Here is a 22,150-nt window from a genome sequence, read left to right as displayed (position 1 = left end):
ACGGCTGGTTTTTTTCATTTATGACAGGTGGTTGCAATTGCCGATTTTCCAAATTAGATTCCCCTCCAAAAATGCATATTTAATCTAGCACGAATAGGTAAAGCCGATCATTTCATCAATGGTCATTTCCTGCACTTATTACTATTTCAAGGTCATTTTCTCTAATGCCGGGACCTTTTTGGATTTCTGGGATCTATGTTGCATTTACATAACGATGTTAGGCTTAAAACCCAAGTCAAAGGGCTATAAGCCTAACGTTTATTCGGATATTCCGCACTTCATATTATGTTGTAGGTAAACTCCTATTAATAAATGAATTCCAATCGATCTGATGTAACCAGCTTGCCGTTGCTTCGATATCTTTTGAAAAGATACGATCTTGTGTAATGCTTGGAATGAGCTTTCTTGCTTCCGTATAAAACTCTTTTGTAAACGGAGCCATCTTTTCTATTCCACGGTATTCCACCGCTTGTAAGGCACAAATGAGCTCAATCGACAAAACGCGACGAACGTTTTGAATGATTTGATGTGCGTGTCGAGACCCAATCGTTCCCATGCTTACATGATCCTCCTGGTTCGCTGAAGATGGAATGGAATCAACACTTGCAGGATGTGCGAGTGTTTTATTCTCAGAGACGAGTGAAGCTGCACAATATTGCATGATCATCGCTCCCGACTGCAAGCCAGGCGACGGACTTAAGAATGGCGGTAAATCATTCAGCTGAGGATTGACGAGTCGCTCAATGCGGCGCTCTGAAATGTTCGCAAGCTCAGCAACAGCGATTTTCATGAAGTCCATCGCAAATGCAATCGGCTGGCCATGGAAGTTCCCCCCTGAAATAACCTTTTCCCCATCGTCAAAAATAAGCGGATTATCCGTCGCAGCATTCATTTCAATCTCCAATTTCTCTTTTACATAATCAAGAGTTTGCCATGATGCACCATGCACTTGCGGGATGCAGCGGAGCGAATAAGCATCCTGTACCCGCAGTTCTCCTTGCTTGGTGATGAGCTGGCTGCCGCTGATCATGCGAAGGATCCGTTCCGCAACCTCTGTTTGCTGGCGGTAACCGCGTGCTAGATGAACATCCGGATCAAAGGCATCTTCAATGCCGCGTAATCCCTCTAAAGTCAGTGAAGCAATCGCTTCAGTTTGGTGGGCCAGCTGTTCAGCTTCAATGTAATTTACTAGGCCCATCCCCGTCATGGCCTGTGTTCCGTTAATTAATGCAAGACCTTCTTTTGCTTTAAGTGTCACTGGAAGAATGCCTTCCTTCGATAAAGCTACGATGGCCTCCATTCGCTCTCCTTTATAAAACACTTCTCCTTCTCCCATCAATACTAGCGCTAAATGGGAAAGCGGCGCCAAGTCCCCACTTGCACCAAGAGAACCTTGCTGAGGGATTACCGGGTGGATATGAGCATTCAAAAGATCGATCAAACGTTCTATGACGACAGGACGGACGCCTGAAAACCCTTTTAATAGCGCATTGGCACGGAGAAGGACCATAGCTCTCGAAACCACCTCTGGAAATGGTTCCCCGACTCCGCACGCATGGGAGTGAATCAAATTCCACTGTAGCTGCTCTGCGTCCTCTGCATCAATCAAAACATCGCTGAACTTTCCAAAACCTGTTGTAATGCCATAGACGACCTTCTTTTGTTTCACGATATTTTCAACCGCTTCCCGGCTTTTTTCCACTTTCTTAACACTCTCGGCAGAAGCCGTGACAAATGCCTCTCCATACAATACTTTTTTCGCTTCTTCAATCGTTAAAGTTTGACCCGTTAACATAATCATTCCCTGCACCCCTATTCTTTTTTTAAACACACAAAAGGAGGCCATATTGACAGACTTATCCAGTCTTTCAATACAGCCCCCTATTTCACTAAAATAACTATAGGCTTTTAATTATTTAAATGTGGTTAATTCCCAAGCCAACGGCTTCATGTTCAAATCCCCGAACCGGTGCTCCAATCGTTCCATACACGGCGACAGCAATCCATTCACCTTCGTCCCCGCTTTTAAACGGCCTGCCCCGAACGATTGCAAACCGAAGGCCCGCAGTCCTCAAAAGACCGCCAAGCTCGACTTGGCCGCGTGTCACTCCTTGGAGTGCTTCGATGATCGCATGATACAGCGCATGCATTTCACGATACATATCGGGATTGACTAATCCAAGTCTTTTCGCTGATGTCTCAATGGCCGCAACTATTTTCTGCAGCTCCATTGAACCGACTTTACCTTTTCCATAAAGCCAATCCATCCGCTTTAGATCATTTGTCAATATGACTTCTTCCTCTTCGTCCGCAAACGCGTACATGATTGCATGGCGCCCGATTCTTCTGTCGAATTCATTTGTCATGCAGGTACCTCTTTTACAATTTTCTAAATACACTAATAACTAAATATTATTGTAAGCGGATACAAGCTGTTCAGTCAATATATTTTTTTAAAATAAATCTTTTAGGGGGAGTGAAATTATCGGGAGGGCAAAAGCAGCTTGTCTCGATTGCTCGTATATTCCTGAAGAATCCCCCGATATTAATCCTTGATGAAGCCACTTCAGCTCTAGACACCGAGACCTAAAAAGCAGTTCAGAAAGCATTGGAACGGCTCTCGATAAATCGGACAACACTTGTCATTGCACATAGATTGGCGACAATTAAACACGCCGACCGCATCATCGTTGTACAAAATGGGGAGATCATCGAACAAGATGCCCATGATAATTTGCTCCATCAAGACGGAGCATACAAAAATCTGATCCTTGCCCAAACTGTATAAAAAATTAAAGTGTGGCTAAAAGAAATCCAGACATTCATATAACAAGAATAAAGGCCTCCCGACTTTAATCGGAGGCCTTTTACTTTATGGTGATATTCATTCATTCATTCGTTTCCAATGCTTCATAAATCGCAGTCACAACACTTCCATAGCTTCCTGTTTTGAAGAGGTCGCCAAAAAACTGATTGGAATTGGCTACAGGGTTAACGAGCGGAGAGTGCTTTTTATTAGTAAGTAAAACAATTCCTAAATCCATCTCCGGATCAATGATCGTTACCGTCCCAGTCCATCCAGTATGACCGTAGGCACTGTCGCTCGCATAAGGGCTGAACATCCACTCCATGCTAGCATCGCCATTTCGTCTCCACCCAAGTCCATATGTCGGATTCATCGCCGAAGGTGCGACGAATTCATCGATGGTTTCTTGATTAAACAACATATGTTTACCGTATCCCCCGCCATTCAGCATCACCTGCAGGAGGACGGCCATATCTTCCGTATTCGAGAAAAGACCTGCATGCCCTGAAACGCCCCCCATCGAATAAAAGGCTTTTTCATCATGTACTTCCCCTTGAAGTGTGTATGTGCGAATGTTAGGGAAATCTATCACGCCGTCCCGGGTGTTACCAAGCAATTCAGTTGCAGCAAAATCCATTGGCTTAAAGCCCTTTTGAAGAGGATTGAACTTTGTATTTTTCAAACCAAGCGGCTTGTACAATTCATTTTCAACATAGGTGTCAAGCCGCTTACCCGTTATTTCTTCAACAATGGCGCCAAGCAGCATATAATCGACATCACTGTATACATTCTGTGTTCCGGGTACATATGTGAGCGGTGTTTTGGAAATGAACTCGATGGTTTTATCCCGTTCCTGGGAGTAGAGTTCTTTCGAAACCTTTGGATTATGATATTGCGGATCAGGTCTAAACCCTGCTGTATGATGGAGAACATCAATAATCCTCAGATTGTCCTTTCCTTTGATCACATCCTCCTCTGAGTCTTTGAATTCAGGAATGTATTGCTGCACTCTTGCCTGGATATTCAGCTTGCCTTCGCTGACTAATTTCTGAATGGCAAAATTGGTTGCATACATCTTCGTGTTTGAAGCAAGGTCAAATAACGTGTCATTTCCCATTTTTTGAAACTTCTTAAGAGATGTATGTTCATTAAACTTCTGTTTGTACCCGTAGCTTTCATTTTTAACGATCTTTCCGTCCTTTATGACAATCAAGGCAGCACCGGGGAAACCGGCCGCCACTTCCATTTCAATGAGCTGATCCACTTTTTCCAGCTTTTCAGACGAAAATCCCGCTTCTTCCGGTTTATTTACTTTCTTTAATATTGGATACTGACTGGCAGTCTCCTTACTCACAGCGGCTTCATGATTTGAGTTTTCATTAGCAAAAGACACGGAAGGTGCTAATAAGGAAAGTGCCAGAATTGAACTCAGTGTGCAGCTTGTCCATATATTCATCATTTTCCACTCCTTTGAAATCACTTTAAAAAATAAAGAACAACTTAACCGAAAGCTAATATTCTCATTCATTCCGTCCTTTTTACACCAGGCTTTACAATTTGTTAATATGTTCCGGGTTGTGATTTGGATCTCTTATTTCAAGTTGATTAATGCAGAAATTCCCCAAAATAGGGTTATTTTTACAAATAATTCTCAATTTTCAGTATATGTTATTTCGAACATCATTTCAATTTGATCTTGATATTTTTAAAATTATATTTCAAATCTTGAGCTTAAGTCATCCCCCGTTCTAAGAAGTAAAGCCTATGTTCATTAAAGCTCACTACTATAATCAATGAGTCATTCGGATAAGTCCCAGACATCGATTTCGCCTCTTCCTTCTCCTCAATTATATTCAAAATCAATTTTTCCACATAGTACATACGAAGTATAAAGTATGTAAATACGGCTAATTGCTTTTAACTTCATTGCATAAGAAACGTAGAAGATATTAATACTATTTGAGAATTAAAGGAATTTTAGCGGCTACTTGAAACAAGTATAGGGTGATGAAAATGTGGAAAACTATTGTTTCCTACCTTCCAGAATGGCAGGTTTTTATACAAGCTTTTATTGTGTTTGTTATTCCGTATTTAATCTCCAAATTGTTTAATCGGCTTCGCAACTCAAAGGATGAGTGATGAAAATGAAAGAGTGGATATCAAAGATCGGTAAAAAAGGAAAAGGTACCGATAAAGACAAACAAGAAGCAAATACCTCCCAAGATTCAACTGATCAGTTTACAGATAATTTTAATTTAAATCTAGAAATGGTTAAGCAAGAAATTGGACATAATTGGGATGTTCATTTTCGAGAATTTAATATCGGCCGTACCGGTATTCGGTCAATTATCATTTATGCGGATGGATTATCAGATAAAGACATCATTGATAAACATATCATGACATCATTGATGGTTGACTTTTCAGCAGAATATAAACAAGACCTTCCTTACATCAAAGGAAGCATTTCAAAAGAATTCATAAAAAATGAAGTGTTATCTATCAGTGAAGTAGAAGAAGTTGGTTCCATTAAAGAGTTAGCATCAAAAGTATTAACAGGTTCTACAGCGCTTTTAATTGATGGATTAGTGGATGCCCTAATCCTTGGTACAACAAAAATAAAAACAAGGACTGTTGAAGAGCCGGTATCAGAGGCATTAGTCAGAGGTCCACGGATCGGTTTCACTGAATCTTTAGTTGATAATACGTCTTTTTTAAGAAGTAGTGGTGAAATTGAAAATTTATCGTTAGTACAATTCCAAGTAGGTAAGCAGTCAAGAAAAGACTTAGTTGTCGCTTACATTAAAGATATTGTTGATCCCGAATTAGTTCAAGAGGTAGAAAATCGAATTAAAAAAATTGATATTGATAATGTGCCGGAATCAGGTTATGTAGAGCAACTCATCGAGGATAATTACCTTAGTCCTTTTCCTCAGGTACAGAATACAGAGCGTCCTGATCGCGTGATTGCTGCTTTGATGGAAGGCCGGGTGGCCATCTTATTGGATGGGACGCCATTCGCTTTGATCGTTCCAGTTACATTAAGCATGATGTTACAATCACCAGAAGATTATTATGAAAGATGGATTCCTGGCACATTCATACGTTTACTCCGTTATCTCACAGTTGTTTTGGCTCTTTTTACACCGTCTTTATATATAGCTTTCATCTCATTTCATTCAGGGTTGATTCCGACCAAACTGGCCATCTCCATTATAGGAACCAGGTCCGGGGTTCCGTTTCCGGCACTTATCGAAGCATTATTCATGGAAATATCCATCGAAATTCTGAGGGAAGCAGGACTGCGCTTACCTAAGCCAATTGGTCCGGCAATGGGTATCGTCGGCGGTTTAATCATTGGGGAAGCTGCTGTACAGGCAGGGATCGTTAGCCCTGTTTTGGTGATTGTAGTAGCGTTAACTGCTATATCATCATTCTCCATTCCGCACTATAGTATTGGGATTACATTACGGATTCTGCGTTTTCCAGCTATGATTTGTGCTGCCACATTTGGATTATACGGGGTCATTCTCTTTTTTCTTTTAATGACCAGCCATTTAGTGAAATTAAAAAGCTTTGGTGTACCTTATATGAGTCCAGCCGTTCCTTATCGCTTAAGTGAATGGAAAGACCTGATGGTTCGAATGCCGCTTATGATGATGAAGCGCCGTCCAAAGATGATGCATACAAAAAATCCCATACGCAAAGGATAACCTATCGGTGAAAGGGTGGCTAAAGAATGATTCTCAATCCGAAAGACCAAATCACGACTCCTCAAACAGCTGTCATTATCATCAACTTTATACTCGGTACAGGATTACTCACCCTACCCAGATCATCGACGGAGAAGGTACATACACCAGATGTATGGATAAGCGTTATAATAGGCGGGATTATCGCGATAATCGCAGGGGTGATCATGGTCAAATTAAGCCAACAGTTTCCCGATAAGACCTTTTATCAATACATCAATGAAATTGTAGGAAAATGGGTGGGGAGTTTTCTTAGTTTAGTTATTATATGTTATTTTCTTATGACTTCCGGATTTCAGCTCCGTTCAATGGCTGAAGTTATAAGGTATTTACTTCTGGAGGGTACCCCTACATGGGCAATTATTATGATTTTCATGTGGGTAGGTCTTTATCTCATCATCGGTGGCATTAACCCGATAGCCCGTCTTTTTGAAATTATATTACCTTTGACAGTTATCCTTTTTTTGGTAGTTACCTTTATGAGCATCAAAATATTTGAGATCGATAATCTGCGTCCGGTATTAGGAGAAGGAATCATTCCTGTACTAAAAGGAGTAAAAACAACGGCTCTCGCTTTTTCTGGGCCTGAAATCATGATACTGCTTCTTCCGTTTATGAATCAGCCAAAAAAAGCAGTAAAAGCCCTGCTTGTTGGAGTTTCCATTCCATTGATTTTTTATGTAATAACAGTCGTAATGGTCATCGGGGCATTATCTGTTGATGGAGTGGTCACGAGAACATGGCCGACTCTGGATCTTATACGCAGTTTTGAAATCTCCGGTTTGATCTTCGAACGGTTTGAATCTTTATTGCTCGTGGTTTGGATCATGCAAATATTTGCTACATTTACCATCACCTACTTTGCAGCCGCTTTAGGGCTGGCTCAACTTACGAAAAAGAGCATTCACCCATTTATGTTTGGCTTGCTTCCGATTCTATACATCATTGCCATGATTCCGAAAAATATGAATGACCTATTTAAACAAGGAGATTTCGTCGGCAATATCGCACTGTTTTTATTTGGTTTACTTCCGCTTCTTCTGCTTATTATCTCAAGAATAAAGGGAGGAAAATATGAAACAATCACATAACAATATACGCCCCCTCTTCATTTCCCTCTCCGTTCTTTTGTTCTTATCCCTTACAGGATGTTGGAGCAGTCATGAAATCGAAGAGCAAAGTCTAGGTATAGGTTTGGCATTCGATAAAGCCAAGCCGTCCTCCATCGAGAAAAAATTAAACGAACAAGGGGGTGGTTATTCAAAAAAGGACCGGATTACTGCAACCTATCAATTTATCACTCCACAAGTAGCAAGTTCAACAACGAAACAATCAGGACCAGAACAAAAATCTTATCTTAACGTTTCCGAAACTGGTGATTCCTTCCATCAAATGGTTCGTGAATTATCATTGAGAAGTGAACAACCCGTAACCGCTCACCATCTGAAAGTGGTTGTTATAGGTGAAGATCTTGCAAAATCGTATAAGTTGGAACAATTACTTAATCAAAATTTTCGAGAAAGTGAGGTTAGACCAAGCTGTCTTGTACTCATCAGTAAAGGAAGAGCGAGCAACACACTGGAAACAAAGAAAGATGGAGAAATTCCAGCGTTTCGTCTAGCTGGCATTGTAGAAAATGCCTATCGAACAACGAGGATTTTACCTCCCATGTCGCATATTAAAGTAGAAAGCAAGATCAAATCAGGATCTAGTTTTCTAATCCAAAAAGTTCTATCAGCAGATGGGCAAGTCAAATTTGCGGGTGCTGCCGTGATCGATGGAAAGACACACAAAATGACTGGTTTTTTGAATGAGGAAGAACTGGAGGGCGTTACATGGATAACAGGTAAGGGGAAAGGCGGTGTAGTGAAAAGCTTTGATAAAGAAACCGGTCAGCTGATTGTGTATGAGATAGAATCGATGAAAAGCAGTATCGTACCTCGAGTTAAAGGAGACAACATCTCTTTTGATGTAAACATTGAATCAGTGGGGAGACTGTCTGAAAACTGGGTAGTTTCAGGAGATACTTTTAAAAATGAATTTTTAAAAAAAGCAGAAAAATCATCTGAAAAAGAAGTGAAACGCTTGGTGAGAAATGTACTAGAAAAAATGCAAAAAGAATACCAAGTGGACGTTGCTGGCTTCGGAAATCGATTGAGAATTGAGCACCCAAAAGTATGGAAGAAGGTCAAAAAGGATTGGGACCAAACATTTAGTGAAACTCCGATCAACTACGATGTAAAACTAACTATTAATGATTATGGAGCATCAGATGGATCAAAGAAGTGAATCCACAGGTTGAACACCTAGCTGTGAATAACGATGAGCATGAAAAGGACTCCCACAGTATACTGTGAGAGACCTTTTCAAAAATTTTTTCATCGAAAGATTAACTTAATTCCACTTTAGTAATTTCAGATAAATAAACCCCATTTATAATCGTGCCTTCGTCTGCAACAACATATTCAATAACAGTCGGGCTTATGGTTCGAATATAAACAAAAGCTGAATCATCTACATGCTCAATTCGAAGCTTTTTCCTCTGTGCCTGCTTAATATCAAGCTGGTTGGTACTAGCTTCCGGCAGGCTTGTGTAATAAATTTCAAAATCTTCTTCTGACGCATCAACGAAAAGATGCCATAGGTTATACTCTTCTTCTTGATCAATCACTGTTTTTAATTTCCCTTTTCTCCCGATGCCAAGAAAATACTTGAACTTTGATTCACCATTCACCATATCACGGTCAATAACTTTTATACTTCCGCCTTTTCTGCTTTGTACAAGTCCAAAAGCAACGCCTGTTTTTCCCGTAGGAGCTGTTAAAATATCTCGGTTAACCACTCTGTTTCTCTCTTGTTGCTTTAAATAAGCGCCTTCTGTCCCCAGTGGTGGAAGAATCTCAAAAAGATTATCAGACACTTCTCCCCAGTTTTGAGTGTTCTGTACTTCCCTTTCAATCCATTTATTAAATAAATTCATAACGACCGGGGATTTACTTGAATTACCCGCAAGCAGTATATTTACTTTCTTAATATTACTAGGTTCTGATCGGGCAAAAGCGCGCCTTAATGACTCAAAGAAATTTTTAATGCCTTTTTCAATTCTTTCCTCAATCAGTTGCTCCATTTCATCTTGATCAATCAAAAGTTCCACATTGAGTTTTGCGTGGCCAGCTTTGTCAAACAAGTCTGCCCGAATCATGCCTTTTCCAAACTGTTCTTCATACCGTTCATGTCTTTCCCAAAGCGGCCTTAATTTTTCTACCAATTGTTTCGTATTTAAATAGGATTCTTGTGACTCATTAATCAGCGTTTCACTTCCGGGAAACTTCACACATTCTGCTGGGAGAGTAAAAGGAATATTTAGCTCACGCATTGTTCTTTGGTTGTTTTTAAACACTTGGAACGCCAAAAGCTCTAGCATGTTCTCTCCACCTAAATAACGGTCCCCGCCCGCAGCAAAATGCTCAATGACATAATCATATCTGCTTTCTTTCAGGCCTGCTTCACGCCAAATACCAAAATCAAAATCTGTCGTTCCTCCACCAAAATCAAACACACCATAGTACGTTCTTTCATCCTCTTCCGGTTCAAACCCGTATTCCTGTAACGCACAAACGGCATAAGCAGCTGGTTCGCTCGCCCCAGCGGTGACACGAAACTTTTTCATTAATTCTTCATCCTGCTGAATCGGCATAGGAAGCGTCTTTTTTAACCCACGCTCAAAACACTTTAGAATTTTTTCTCTTACCTCTTTTTCATACGTCACCGGGAAAGATAAGGTGTAGTCCAGGTATATCCCATTGTTCTGGTTATTGATATACAAACCGAGGTAGTAAGCGTATAACTCAATCGGGTTGATGTCCTGATCGGTTAAGTCCAGAAAGGAACGCAGTACAACGGCATATCCCCTCTTGTCTTTTAATCGGAGTTCGTTTTTCTTTTCTCCAGCCCACTGCTTTAGATTATTCAATATGGAATAATAATGGTCACTCTTTCCATTCATCAAATTGTTAAGAGCATTGTGGGAAACCGTCACATCCTGCCACCTTGTATCTGGTCTTCCTTCCTTTTCTTGATAAAGCTCCAGGAAATGTTCTAAATCAATAAATTCAATCACGGTTGGATTTTCATAATGCCAGTCTTGTACCTCCGTGTTAAGGTAGCCAACCCCAATACGCATGGGAAGAGTAAAATCACTTTTCTCTTGATGAACTACCACTGTACTTTTCGTTCCAAAATCAATGCCAACTATGCCGTCCTCCCTAATATCCATTTTAGGGTTTCTGGCCATTATTTCTTCATTCAGTTTTATCGTTAAAGGTTTTTCATCAGAGAGGACAGGCCATAAATCCCAATGTCCTCGGTTTGGATCTGTTAGCATCTTTTCATCATATGTATCAATATCAGCTCTTACTTTTTCAGAGTTTAAAAGCTTCTCATAAAACGTCTTGGAATCGATAGCGATTGATGGCAATTCTTTTAGAAAACTTTCATGATCTAAACCCTTTAATTGATACAATGCCAGCAAATAATCATACTCCTTTTGGCGTTCTGCGCTTAATCCACTTGGTACCAATCGGTTTTCCAGCCAGAGATGGAGAGCCATTTGATCATTGATTCCAAAGGCATTTTCCCCATTTAAACGGAAAACAGGAACGAAAAATCCTTTTCCTAGTAAATTGTTTTTTTGATTAACTACATCGAAACTTTGAATGTCGTACCCGTTGAATTTAAACGCTATTGATTTAGAAGAGTTAGCCGTTTGATTGGCAAATATCCTTGAAATGGAAGGATTTTTACTCGTGGAGTAATCATCTAAAGCTATTATTTTCTTATATATAGGGTGATCGGTTGTATTGAAACTTTTGGCTGCTTCTTCCCGAGTCATGGCATCACCTTTAAAACCGGAAACGTCCAGATGCTCTTTGTAGTCAAAATCTTCGTCCATTAATTCATAGTATTTTCTATAAGGAAATAAAGCTGCAATGTTGTGATCATATATAACATTCCCGTTATTCATGTAAACCCATCTGGAACGGAGCATCTTTTTAATGTCTTGAAAGAAGCTCGCTTCATCTTTAAAAAAGGTTTCTTCTGCACTCTGATATAAATGGCTAATTAAAGATCTCACTTCTTTATAAGTCATTGAAATGGTAGAGACCGGAACGGTTTGGGAATCAGGTGATAATTGAACCTGCTCTTCGTTCTTATTCATTAAGTATATAGAACTGTCTATGTTATTTTTTTCAGCTAAACTTGTTACGTTCTCAAGGGGCTCTTTATCTTCTATCATTTCTTGTTTTTCAACTTCTATTAATAATTCTTCTGAAAGAGCTTCACCAGAATCCAAATAACATATCAGATCACCAATCTTGACTATAGTGTCCTCCGCTACATTCAATTCTTTAAGGGTACCTTCCTTTTCTGAAAAAAGGTCAAATTCGATCCCCTCACAGCTGAATTTGGCTAAGCTTTCGCCCACCGTAATATAATCGCCCGGCTGTTTATACCATTGCATAAGAAGGATTTTTTCAATACCTTCTTCAATCTCTGGGATAATAATCGATGTCATTGTTATTTCTCCTTTATTATCATTCTCTTTTTCGCCTGCTAGATTCTCACAACGGATTTTTTAATGGTTTTACCATTAATGCTCATATATCCTGGCAGCAGGATGTCCGTAATGTTCCCGGATATTTTGCTATTAAGGGCTCTTATGTACAAGTCCTCTCTGAAGACCTCATTCATTTTCACTTCCTGTATTTTATATAAAGGGGTATCGTATGTTTTACTGTACTCTTGAAAGAAATACAGAAAAAGGGCGAGCAAAACCTCTCTTTCCTGCTCTCGTCCTTCCATAATCTCGTTTTTAATAAAATCCCACAAAGATGAAATGTTTTCATATTGCACACCACAGACAATAAATTCCTGCACCGAACCGCCCTTGAAGATTCCTTTTAAGGAACTTTTGGTGGTTTCGGATAATTGTTGAACAGCTTCGTAAAGTTCTTCTGCTTCCCGATAGTCTTCTCTTCTCTTTTGCAATTCATTAAAATAGGATTCCATTTTCTCATTTAGATGGTGGATCATTATTTGGCACTCACTAATTTCCTCTTTTTTCGACTCAATCTCTTGCTGGAGCTTTGCAATTTCCTTTTCTTTTTCTCTCAGTTGCTCCTTAGTTACCCCCATTTGACTAAACGAGCCCGCTTCTACTATTTCTTTTATCTTTTTAATGACCCTTTCGTCTTGAAGGGAAACCATTAATGCCTCAATAAAATCATCCTCTAGTTCTTTATTCATCTTTACACTCCTTTCAAAGTGTTACCCAACCATGAATAGCAACATAAGCTTGCTCTGCTGTTTTTGTACCAAATATACCTTCTCTGCCCATATAGACTTTTTAAAATAGTCCGCCTGCGCTTTCAGATAAAAATTTTCTTCTTCAATATTTACTGTTCGATATAATCTATTTGCACATCACTTTTAGCAACTTTCCGCTTTATTATTCTGTAAATGCATGAAAGGTTTGCCCCTTTTTTTCCAAAGAAAAATCCCCTCCCAGATAGACTGTTAGGAGAATACAACCATAACTTATATTATAAGAAAGCAGTAGTGAGATTACTTTTTTCCATCAAAGATACGTATATAACGTATTAAAGATGTATTGATAATATGATGCTTACTTTCACTTTTTACAATAAAATACTCACAGTGTTCCATCCTTTTTAGGACTTCTTGTAAAACATCTTCTTTTTTACTACTCATTCCTTTTTTTATTTTCTCCCACTTAACATCAGCGTCAAGAGTATAACAAACATAGAATTCCTTTAACAGGTTAATCTTCCCCTTAAATGCTTTAGTTTCTTAACTGTTTTTAGTTTGATAAAACCCTTACAAGAAATAAAAAGCTAAAGACAAATTACGATAACTTTATTTAGATACCCATCTGTTGTATACAAGAATATTTTGTTTAATATCTAATTCAATAATTTGCAGAATCAAATCATGTACATCCTATTTAATTTTTCCTCACTCTATTGCCTCATAAGTACCACTTAATAATATTCGGTATGATCATATTGTTTAAGTGGGTTGAAATAACTAGGGTTAAACCTACTGATTACTGGATACAAATTACGTGAGGAATTACTTGCAGTTACATTGTTTTTAAAAGTGACGGTAACATTTATTTTCACCCAGGCAGTTCTTTAATGTAGGAGTAGAATTGAAAGAAATCCAACAAAAGGCCACCCATCAGTAAACTGTGGGAGGCCTTCAACTTTAAAGATATTCACATGTTAGGTGAGCACTCATTCCTGAATCCCCGCCCCCCCTATATTAAGGGATTTGAGCGATGATACACATGCTCCCATTCATATTTAAATAAAGTAAGTAAATGCAATATTATTAGGAAGAGGACAAATCCGAACAAAAAAAGCCCTTCTCTTTTGAGATGGCCTATGAGCAATCGCTTAACTTTTAAAAGGCTTTGCTTGATGCTAGTGGGTTCTTGATTGTTCGCATACATCGGAATAGGAACGACCATGTTTGTATGGGAGCTTAAACAAATTATCCATAACATCAGTAACACAATCTTCGCAATAATAATTGACGAACTCCCTACCTTGTTCAAAAATTGGTGTCATCGTATCTATATCAGCCCATTTAAAACAGTAAATACACATTTGCCTCATGATATATCACTCCTTTATTATTTGAAAATAATTGGTAATAATCAAAAGAAGAATATGTGCTACTTATCGACATTATTCATGAAACGATACACTTTCGTAAAGAACCCCTAACATAATTAAGGTAGCAGGGGGAATAAACTGCTATAAACCGATATCCTTTATATACCACTTATACTGAGTATTAAACCTACCAAAAAACATTATCTTTCACACCAAGACTTTTTCTCTTTTAGTAGAAGTTCTCCCAGGGTTCAAATTTGTGTTTACTCCGTTTGCTGATTGGAAATAACATAATAAATCTTTTAACTATAATCAGAGTAGGAGTGATATTTATGACAAGGCGTTCCAACAAAATCAAACATAAAGCAAAAACTACTTTGAATAAAGTAAAGACTAATATTAAGGAAACATTATTTAATATCGCAGACATTCCATCAACATCTGTACAATAATTGGCTGATTTTATACAACATCACCCTGATGCAAAAGTCACCAAGAAACAAATGCTTGGAATTTCCTATGCCATCTATATTTTAGAAACAGAAGGGTATAATTATTATTTAGAAACCAATAAATCTAAAATTTTGCAGTTGGATGGACATTATCAGGATAAAAAAATTGTATCTTATCGATCATATAGGGATTATTATCAATTGAATGCACCAATTAAAATGCCATAACTAAAAGTTCCTCCTCTTTAATTACAGCCTGCGGGGTCTCCCTTGGACACGCTTTTCCCGCAGGAGTCTCGCACACCCCCTCCAATAACTTTGTTTTAATATATAGATAGACCCACTTTTTGTTACATAAGAAAAAGAGCTGCCAAAGCAACTCTCTTATTGAAGTAAAGTACCTGTCTCATATTCATGAACGGTTATTGAAAAATGACTGTGTCTTTGTCACTTTCCATCACTGCCAGTTTGTGTGAAAGACTCCTGCCAAATCACGTCGTTCATAGGTATGTGCACCAAAATAATCACGTTGTGCTTGCAAAAGGTTAGCATTTGAGATGCCTTTTCGATAACTATCGTAATAAGTGAGTGAAGCGCTTAAACATGGAAACGAGATACCGGAATTTATTCCCTCACAGACAACCTTTCGCAATCCTACCTGGTAATCCGTAACCTTTTCGGCAAAATATGGTGAGATTAATAAATTAGCCAGATTCGGCTGCTCTTGATAGGCTTCGCTAATGACGTTTAAAAATTCTGCACGAATGATGCAGCCACCACGGAAAATCAGCGCAATATCCTTTAAAGGCAAATCCCAGCCGTAAAGTTCGGAAGTCATTTTATATTGAGTAAAACCTTGCGCGTATGCACAAACTTTTCCCATATATAATGCTTGTCTAATATAGTCAATCCACTCATTTTTATCTAATTTTTGCTGATCGTTCTCAGGGCCTGTTAGAATATTTTCTGCATTAACCCGTTCTTCTTTTAAAGCGGAAATGTAGCGAGCAAACAAAGACTCAGTAATAATCGATGCTGGTATTCCGTTATCAATAGCTTGCATGCTGGTCCATTTGCCTGTACCTTTTTGTCCTGCTTTATCAAGAATCACATCGATCAAGGGTAAGCCGGTTACTTCATCTTTTTTCCTTAAAATTTCAGCAGTGATTTCGATTAAATAACTTTTCAGTTCGCCTTGATTCCATGTTTCAAAGATGTCAGCAATTTCATGAACTTCCAAATGCAACTTTTCTCTTAAAAATGTATAGGCTTCGGCGATTAATTGCATATCTGCATACTCAATCCCGTTATGTACCATTTTTACAAAATGACCTGCTCCTTTTGGACCGATATAGGTACAGCAAGGATCATCATTTACTTGTGCTGCGATTTTTGTCAGAATCGGAGCTACTTTTTCATAGGCGTCTTTATCTCCACCCGGCATGATTGAAGGTCCCTTTAATGCCCCGACTTCTCCACCAGAAATACCAATTCCCAAATAACTGATTCCTTTAGATTTCAATTCATCATATCTGCGTTCAGTATCTTCGTAATGGGAGTTACCGCCGTCCATGATAATATCGCCTGATTCAAGATGAGGAAGCAATGAATTGATCACCGAGTCGATCGGCTTACCCGCAGTCACCATTAGAAAAACCTTTCTTGGAGTTTCAAGTGACTGAACAAAGTCTTGGATTTCGTAATACGGATGGAGCGACTGACTATCCAATTCAGCTACAAGCTGATCCGTTAAATCTCTTGTGTAGTTATAGACAGCTACTCGTTCCCCTTTACTAGCCATATTTAAAGCGATATTACTGCCCATTACCCCTAAACCAATGACACCAATTGTATTGTACATTTATTTCTGCTCCTTCTATGTAAGAATAATAGGCAGTAAATCCCTGCCATAGTGGGGGATTTACTGCCAGGAAAGGCTTATACAAATAAGCTTAGTAATAGAATAAATCCTAATCCAGCTACTGAAATGATCGTCTCAAGCAAGGTCCACGTTGCAAATGTTTCTTTCATGCTTAAACCAAAATACTCTTTAAACATCCAGAAACCAGCATCGTTAACGTGTGAAGCAATTAAACTTCCCGCTCCTGTAGCAAGCACAACTAGAGCAAGGTTAACGTCCGTCTGACCTAACATCGGAATTACTAAACCAGCTGTCGTTAAGGCAGCAACGGTAGCAGATCCTAAGGAAATACGCAGGATTGCCGCGATGATCCAGGCAAGCAAGATTGGTGATAATGATGTTCCTTTGAACAATTCAGCTACATAGTCACCTACACCGCCGTCGATCAATACTTGCTTGAAGGCTCCTCCGCCCCCTATGATTAAAAGCATCATTCCGATATGCAAGATTGCTGATGTACAAGATTCCATAATATCTTTCATTGGAATCTTTCTTGCTAATCCCATTGAATAGACCGCAAATAATAAGGAAAGCAACATGGACGTACCTGCCTCACCAATAAAACGGATAGCTGCTAGTAGACCATTATCTTCAAATCCCATTGTTTTTTGCATCAAAGTGATAATCGTAGCAATTGACATTAATATAACCGGAAGTAAAGCAGTAAATACACTGATCCCAAATCCAGGTGTTTCTTCAAGTTTAAATGATTTTTGTTCTCCTAAAGAGGCAATGCTGCCTGTTTTCGTAAATGATTCAGGTACTAATCTTTTAGCTATCTTCGTAAATACTGGTCCAGCTAAAATAACGGTTGGAACCGCAATAATGAAGCCGTAAAGTAAAACCTGACCAATGTCAGCACCATATTCACCAGCGATAACGGTTGGTCCTGGGTGCGGCGGTAAGAAACCGTGTGTTACCGATAATGCTGCAACCATTGGAATACCAAGATACAATATCGAAACTTTCAATTCCCTTGAAATTGCAAATACGATTGGAATTAATAATACTAATCCCACTTCAAAAAACAATGCGACACCGATAATAAATGATGCTGCCACTACAGCCCATTGAATATTCTTTTCACCGAATTTTTTAACAAGGGTCATGGCAATGCGCTGCGCTCCGCCTGAATCTGCGATCAACTTACCCAACATCGCTCCAAGTCCAAAGATTAACGCTAAGTGACCAAGTGTCCCGCCTAATCCAGCTTCAATGGTTTTGACAATTCCATCAAGTGGCATCCCAAGTGCTAAAGCCACTCCAAACGATACAATGATCAAGGAAATAAAGGTGTTTAATTTTAAGCCCATTATTAATATTAATAAAGCGACAATTCCTAAAGCGACAATAACTAATGGCATTGTAATTCCTCCATGTCTTTACTTTGTAGCATTTATTAAGTTTCTTTGATAATTCGCAATCTGTGTATATTCGTTTTCCAATACCCTTGATAGGTTAATGAAAATCGGCAGTAGTTGCCTATATTCTTTAACAGAATCATCTTTCGGTGTGTGCTTGTGGGTATTGCCTATCATTTCAGAAACGACTTCGAAGGAATCAATTTCCCCGGTGGCATATAACCCCAATATACAAGCACCCAGGCACGAACTTTCGTAGCTTTCTGGAACCACGACTTCCGATTCGAAAATATCGGACATCATTTGCCGCCAAACAGCTGACCTTGCGAAGCCTCCCGTAGCTTGAATTCGGGTCACGGGACCGTCCATACATTCGGTTAAGGCTAAAAATACTGTATATAAATTGTAAATGACTCCTTCTAGAGCCGCTCGAATCATATGTTCTTTCTTATGCGAGAGTGTTAATCCGAAAAATGAACCCCTTACGTCCGGATTCCATAATGGTGCACGTTCACCTGCAAGATATGGATGGAATAACAATCCATCAGCGCCTGGTCTTACACGTTCGGCAATCTTGGTCAAGACTTCATAAGCGTCGATTCCGAGTCTTTTAGCCGTTTCTACCTCGGAAGAAGCAAACTCATCGCGAATCCAGCGAAGGACCATCCCGCCATTGTTTACCGGCCCGCCAATCACCCAATGCTTTTCCGTTAGGGCATAGCAAAAGATTCTTCCTTTTTCGTCTGTTTTCGGCTCGTCAATAATCGTCCGAATCGCACCGCTTGTCCCAATCGTGACAGCGATTTCGCCTTTCCGGATAGCGTTTACACCTAGGTTTGAAAGGACACCATCACTTGCCCCAATGACAAAGGGGGTTTGTGGATCAATCCCAATCTGTTTGGCTAAATTCGGGTCACAGTTGTTAAAGACCTTTGTTGTTGGTACGAGTTCAGATAATTGCCCACGCGTTATTCCGGCAATTCTTAGGGCTTCCTCATCCCAATCCAAATTTTTGAGATTCATCATGCCCATCGATGAAGCAAGGGAATAATCGACAACATATTGATCAAATAACTTTTTAAAGATATATTCTTTAATCCCGATGTACTTTTTAACATTGGTTGCGATCTCTGGGTGATCATTCACGATCCAGGTGATTTTGGATAATGGTGACATTGGGTGTATCGGTGTTCCGGTCCGTTTGTAAACTTCATGCCCATCTAATTCATCTTTTATTTTATGGGCCCAAGCTTCACTGCGATTATCTGCCCAAGTGATACAACGGGTCAGCGGCTGGTCATTTTCATCCATGGCTATAACACTATGCATCGCACTGCTAAATGAAATAAAAGATATCTGTTTATCTGAATGCTGTTTCGTTATATTTGTAAAGGCTTTCAAAACGGCCTGAAAAATCTCTTCAGGGTCCTGTTCCGCTGTTGTCATATCCGGTGTGTAAAGAGGATAACCAATATTCTCTTGCTGGATGACATCGCCTTTTTTAGTGAATAATACAGCTTTTGTACTTGTTGTACCGATGTCTACACCTAACATATAGCTAGTCATTTTCTTGTTCGACTCCTTTTGAAAGCATCTGTTGGGCCATCCATAAGTCTTCAACTTTCCCTTGAACATCATCAAAGTTTTCATGTAACGACTTAATCATGAGGTCCCTATTTTTTGTTCTGATCGCATCAATATAAAGTTGATGATTATTTATGATCCGTGTAAAGTCTTCATACTTTTCTTTAAAACGACTGCGCATGGATAGAAGAATCAAACTTTCCATCACAGGTTTTAAATTATCCCAGATCATCAGGATGTAGGAATGATCGATGGACCGAATGATCGTTTCGTGGAATAGGACATCCTGATAGGAAAACTCATCAGCATCTCGGTATTTTATGGAAATTTTCATCATTTCCAGTATTTTACTAAGTTCCATCACTAATTCATTCGTTTCCATCTTTACTAGACGTTCGAATACAAACGTTTCGATGAGTATACGCACATCATAAATTTCTGCATATTTTTTTTCTGTTAAACCAATGACAACCGCACCCATTCTTTCCAATCGGATGATATTTTCAGAGGCCAATATTTTTAACGCTTCACGAACTGGTGAGCGGCTTACACCGAAATCGGCAGCTATTTTATTTTCAGATAGGATGGCACCGCTTTCAATCATCCCCGAAATAATACGCATTCTAAGCTCGGATGTTACGCGATCACCAGCTGAAGCTTTCGAAAGCCATTTTACAGGATATAGAAACTCCTTTGATTCAGCCATAAATTCACCTTCTAATAGAGTTCAAGTACACTTGTATACAAGTATTCTATAATAAAGATAATGAATAATGCAAGCATTTTGAATGTAACCGGATACTGGTTAATATAGTTAAAGTTTGTTGGGATTTTAGAAGGTTCTGGTGCAAAAATAACTTATGAATGAATCCAACCTCATTTTGGGCAGACTTTGCCCGTTGATGAGGTTGGTTTTTTTTAACCCTATGCATAGCTTCGATACCACTCAAAATATAATCGCTGTTCGAAACGAATTCAATCCCCACATGGAACGGATCCGTTTTTGTAAAACGATGATCTTATTCCACAATGTTGTTCAGATACAGTTCCGGTAATATCAGGATTATTGCTTTCCACTTCAATCATTGGAGCGAATTTCGTTGACAATACTAATCTAGTTATTTTATTCATGTGTATCGCCTTTTTTGGAAACGGTTTCGCTTCAATCACCTGGGTGTTTGTTTCATTGCTTGCCCCAAAAAGGCTGATTGGGATTGCTGGAGGTATCTTCAATTTCATTGGTGGTACAGCATCAATTATTATACCGATTGGCAAAGAGCGGTGATTTTGCTCCTGCACTTACCTTTATTGCTTGTATAACCTTTGCGGGAGCCATGTCCTACATTTTCTTGGTTGGTAAAATCGAAAGGGTTCAGGATTTTGCTGATTTTGATTTACGGAATGGTAAGAAGTTATCGAGCTAATTATAAATGCGTAGAAAATCTACAAACAACAAAGCAGTGCATCCCGAAAATTGGGATCACTGCTTTGTTGTTTGTAATTCAACATTAATATTAAACTCTTCGTTATGCTCGATATAGAAATCCTCTTTTGCAACTTGTATATAAGTTAAAAAAGCGTCATCATATACGTTATTTACATTCTTATCTGAATCTTTATTTTAATACCCCACTACCAAAGCTAAAGTTACCGACTTATTACTAGTAAGGTAAAAAATCAAGCCATCATAAAAATATATCTTTGCAACTTTATCTGAAAATCCTGCAATAATTACTGCATTGATATCAATTTTACCCAATAAGTGTGCCTGGCTAAGAATTTAGCCATATTAACTCTTTTCAATGTACTTATGTTTTACCACATCTTTTAGAAGCTTCTAATTTTGTCGATATCTACTCAGAATTTGTAGATATTTCTCGGGAAATTGTTGAAACTTGAAAATAATGATTCTGAATAGAATTTACACTTTCGATTTGATTGCCTTAGGTTTAAATAGTTATTAACACCCCAATATCGTAAAAGAGACTAAAAAAAAGGTAATGAAACCTTTTTCTTATTGAAGTAATGTTTCGTAATGGGTTTTTTGTTGTTCATTTTTAAGCTATGACATATCGTTTGTCAGTGAGATGTTCATTTCACGCGTAGCTGCGAGTTCATTGATTAAAAATTTAAGCTCTCTTTTAATCAAATGAGAACATGGGCTAAATTGTCATATGTATCGGGTATCGCTATCTCTGTTTCATTGGTTCCATCTAATCTTTCTTTTTCATGATACAAGTGTCTCTTGCTTTATCGTTTAGGGGGTTGCCCGTATCGCGTAACGCTTTAAGCGTTTCGATATCGGATTGAACGAAGGGGAGTTAATTTCCATATTTTAACAACAATTATCCATTTCGCTCTACGTATTAAACTTACTTTCGAACATTGATTTTGCATCTCCACTTCTTTGCCACTTCCTTGGAAGAGGATGCTCATTCATTCGGATGTATATCTTGTAGCATATCGGACCTCCCTTTCTATAAAAGATAAAGGTTCTGTGGATTTATTTTCATGTTATATCGCCCAGCGATACGAAACACACAAAAGAACCGATAAGCACCTTTCTTAAGGAAC

The 22,150-nt window shown here is 38.8% G+C and carries 14 protein-coding genes and 2 pseudogenes; 6 read left to right on the top strand and 10 right to left on the bottom strand.

The window, feature by feature from the left end; translation table 11 throughout:
- Positions 1-283 precede the first annotated feature (283 nt).
- Positions 284-1,801: a histidine ammonia-lyase gene (gene hutH, locus AC3ISB_RS01760; protein ID WP_141993413.1), complete on the bottom strand. Its 1,518-nt coding sequence runs from the start codon at positions 1,799-1,801 to the stop codon at positions 284-286.
- Between the two features lie 115 nt (positions 1,802-1,916).
- Positions 1,917-2,366: a histidine utilization transcription antiterminator HutP gene (gene hutP, locus AC3ISB_RS01755; protein ID WP_141993412.1), complete on the bottom strand. Its 450-nt coding sequence runs from the start codon at positions 2,364-2,366 to the stop codon at positions 1,917-1,919.
- A 107-nt stretch (positions 2,367-2,473) separates the two neighbouring features.
- On the opposite strand from hutP, the pseudogene AC3ISB_RS01750 reads away from it, so the two are divergent.
- Positions 2,474-2,788, top strand: a pseudogene (locus tag AC3ISB_RS01750) (ATP-binding cassette domain-containing protein); the annotation flags it as partial.
- A gap of 100 nt (positions 2,789-2,888) precedes the next feature.
- On the opposite strand, the gene pbp4b reads toward AC3ISB_RS01750, so the two are convergent.
- On the bottom strand, positions 2,889-4,262 hold the full coding sequence (pbp4b, locus tag AC3ISB_RS01745; protein WP_489276834.1) for a penicillin binding protein PBP4B: 1,374 nt from the start codon (positions 4,260-4,262) through the stop codon (positions 2,889-2,891).
- 682 nt (positions 4,263-4,944) lie between these two features.
- On the opposite strand from pbp4b, the gene AC3ISB_RS01740 reads away from it, so the two are divergent.
- Genes AC3ISB_RS01740 through AC3ISB_RS01730 form a run of 3 tightly spaced genes read left to right on the top strand, consistent with a single transcriptional unit; the run spans position 4,945 to position 8,847 of the window.
- Positions 4,945-6,519 (top strand): spore germination protein, encoded by a 1,575-nt coding sequence (locus AC3ISB_RS01740; RefSeq protein ID WP_336058552.1) that lies wholly within the window; start codon positions 4,945-4,947, stop codon positions 6,517-6,519.
- A gap of 26 nt (positions 6,520-6,545) precedes the next feature.
- Complete coding sequence (locus AC3ISB_RS01735; RefSeq protein ID WP_489275391.1) at positions 6,546-7,649, top strand: spore germination protein; 1,104 nt, start codon at positions 6,546-6,548, stop codon at positions 7,647-7,649.
- The gene (locus AC3ISB_RS01730) at positions 7,633-8,847 is read left to right on the top strand and encodes a Ger(x)C family spore germination protein (protein WP_489275389.1); all 1,215 of its coding nucleotides are present in this window, start codon (positions 7,633-7,635) and stop codon (positions 8,845-8,847) included. The genes AC3ISB_RS01735 and AC3ISB_RS01730 overlap by 17 nt, the downstream gene beginning before the upstream one ends.
- Positions 8,848-8,947: 100 nt before the next feature.
- Here the strand turns inward: AC3ISB_RS01730 and AC3ISB_RS01725 are convergent, their stop codons facing one another.
- Together AC3ISB_RS01725 and AC3ISB_RS01720 are read right to left on the bottom strand one after the other, a co-directional pair.
- Positions 8,948-12,133: a biotin/lipoyl-containing protein gene (locus tag AC3ISB_RS01725; protein ID WP_489275387.1), complete on the bottom strand. Its 3,186-nt coding sequence runs from the start codon at positions 12,131-12,133 to the stop codon at positions 8,948-8,950.
- Positions 12,134-12,171: 38 nt separating this feature from the next.
- Positions 12,172-12,864: a coiled-coil domain-containing protein gene (locus tag AC3ISB_RS01720; protein ID WP_480340292.1), complete on the bottom strand. Its 693-nt coding sequence runs from the start codon at positions 12,862-12,864 to the stop codon at positions 12,172-12,174.
- Between the two features lie 1,846 nt (positions 12,865-14,710).
- Here AC3ISB_RS01720 and AC3ISB_RS01715 point away from each other — a divergent pair.
- Complete coding sequence (locus AC3ISB_RS01715) at positions 14,711-14,938, top strand: hypothetical protein (RefSeq protein WP_489275385.1); 228 nt, start codon at positions 14,711-14,713, stop codon at positions 14,936-14,938.
- Between the two features lie 229 nt (positions 14,939-15,167).
- On the opposite strand, the gene gnd is transcribed toward AC3ISB_RS01715, so the two are convergent.
- The 5 genes and pseudogenes from gnd to AC3ISB_RS01690 form a co-directional block, all read right to left on the bottom strand.
- On the bottom strand, positions 15,168-16,571 hold the full coding sequence (gene gnd / locus AC3ISB_RS01710; RefSeq protein WP_098373503.1) for a decarboxylating NADP(+)-dependent phosphogluconate dehydrogenase: 1,404 nt from the start codon (positions 16,569-16,571) through the stop codon (positions 15,168-15,170).
- A 77-nt stretch (positions 16,572-16,648) separates the two neighbouring features.
- Positions 16,649-17,995, bottom strand: coding sequence for a GntP family permease (locus AC3ISB_RS01705; protein WP_076372451.1), 1,347 nt, complete (start codon positions 17,993-17,995; stop codon positions 16,649-16,651).
- Between the two features lie 18 nt (positions 17,996-18,013).
- On the bottom strand, positions 18,014-19,558 hold the full coding sequence (gntK, locus tag AC3ISB_RS01700) for a gluconokinase (protein WP_480340294.1): 1,545 nt from the start codon (positions 19,556-19,558) through the stop codon (positions 18,014-18,016).
- Positions 19,551-20,282: a GntR family transcriptional regulator gene (locus AC3ISB_RS01695; protein ID WP_098373501.1), complete on the bottom strand. Its 732-nt coding sequence runs from the start codon at positions 20,280-20,282 to the stop codon at positions 19,551-19,553. Before AC3ISB_RS01695 ends, gntK begins: the two co-directional genes overlap by 8 nt.
- Positions 20,283-20,427: 145 nt before the next feature.
- Positions 20,428-20,619: pseudogene (locus tag AC3ISB_RS01690) on the bottom strand (DDE-type integrase/transposase/recombinase); the annotation flags it as partial.
- Positions 20,620-20,790: 171 nt separating this feature from the next.
- Between AC3ISB_RS01690 and AC3ISB_RS01685 the strand changes: the two are divergent.
- Positions 20,791-21,000, top strand: coding sequence for a hypothetical protein (locus AC3ISB_RS01685; protein ID WP_480340295.1), 210 nt, complete (start codon positions 20,791-20,793; stop codon positions 20,998-21,000).
- Positions 21,001-22,150: the final 1,150 nt, after the last annotated feature.

It is taken from the genome of Peribacillus sp. GL_122 (assembly GCF_057835005.1).
Note: the sequence above shows the minus strand (reverse complement) of the source record. Positions and strands in the feature narration are given on the sequence as shown.

Coding starts and splice junctions, on each gene's coding strand:
- hutH (WP_141993413.1), bottom strand. CDS start 1,801: ATGATTATGTTAACGGGTCAAACTTTAACGATTGAAGAAGCGAAAAAA.
- hutP (WP_141993412.1), bottom strand. CDS start 2,366: ATGACAAATGAATTCGACAGAAGAATCGGGCGCCATGCAATCATGTAC.
- pbp4b (WP_489276834.1), bottom strand. CDS start 4,262: ATGAATATATGGACAAGCTGCACACTGAGTTCAATTCTGGCACTTTCC.
- AC3ISB_RS01740 (WP_336058552.1), top strand. CDS start 4,945: ATGAAAATGAAAGAGTGGATATCAAAGATCGGTAAAAAAGGAAAAGGT.
- AC3ISB_RS01735 (WP_489275391.1), top strand. CDS start 6,546: ATGATTCTCAATCCGAAAGACCAAATCACGACTCCTCAAACAGCTGTC.
- AC3ISB_RS01730 (WP_489275389.1), top strand. CDS start 7,633: ATGAAACAATCACATAACAATATACGCCCCCTCTTCATTTCCCTCTCC.
- AC3ISB_RS01725 (WP_489275387.1), bottom strand. CDS start 12,133: ATGACATCGATTATTATCCCAGAGATTGAAGAAGGTATTGAAAAAATC.
- AC3ISB_RS01720 (WP_480340292.1), bottom strand. CDS start 12,864: ATGAATAAAGAACTAGAGGATGATTTTATTGAGGCATTAATGGTTTCC.
- gnd (WP_098373503.1), bottom strand. CDS start 16,571: ATGTACAATACAATTGGTGTCATTGGTTTAGGGGTAATGGGCAGTAAT.
- AC3ISB_RS01705 (WP_076372451.1), bottom strand. CDS start 17,995: ATGCCATTAGTTATTGTCGCTTTAGGAATTGTCGCTTTATTAATATTA.
- gntK (WP_480340294.1), bottom strand. CDS start 19,558: ATGACTAGCTATATGTTAGGTGTAGACATCGGTACAACAAGTACAAAA.
- AC3ISB_RS01695 (WP_098373501.1), bottom strand. CDS start 20,282: ATGGCTGAATCAAAGGAGTTTCTATATCCTGTAAAATGGCTTTCGAAA.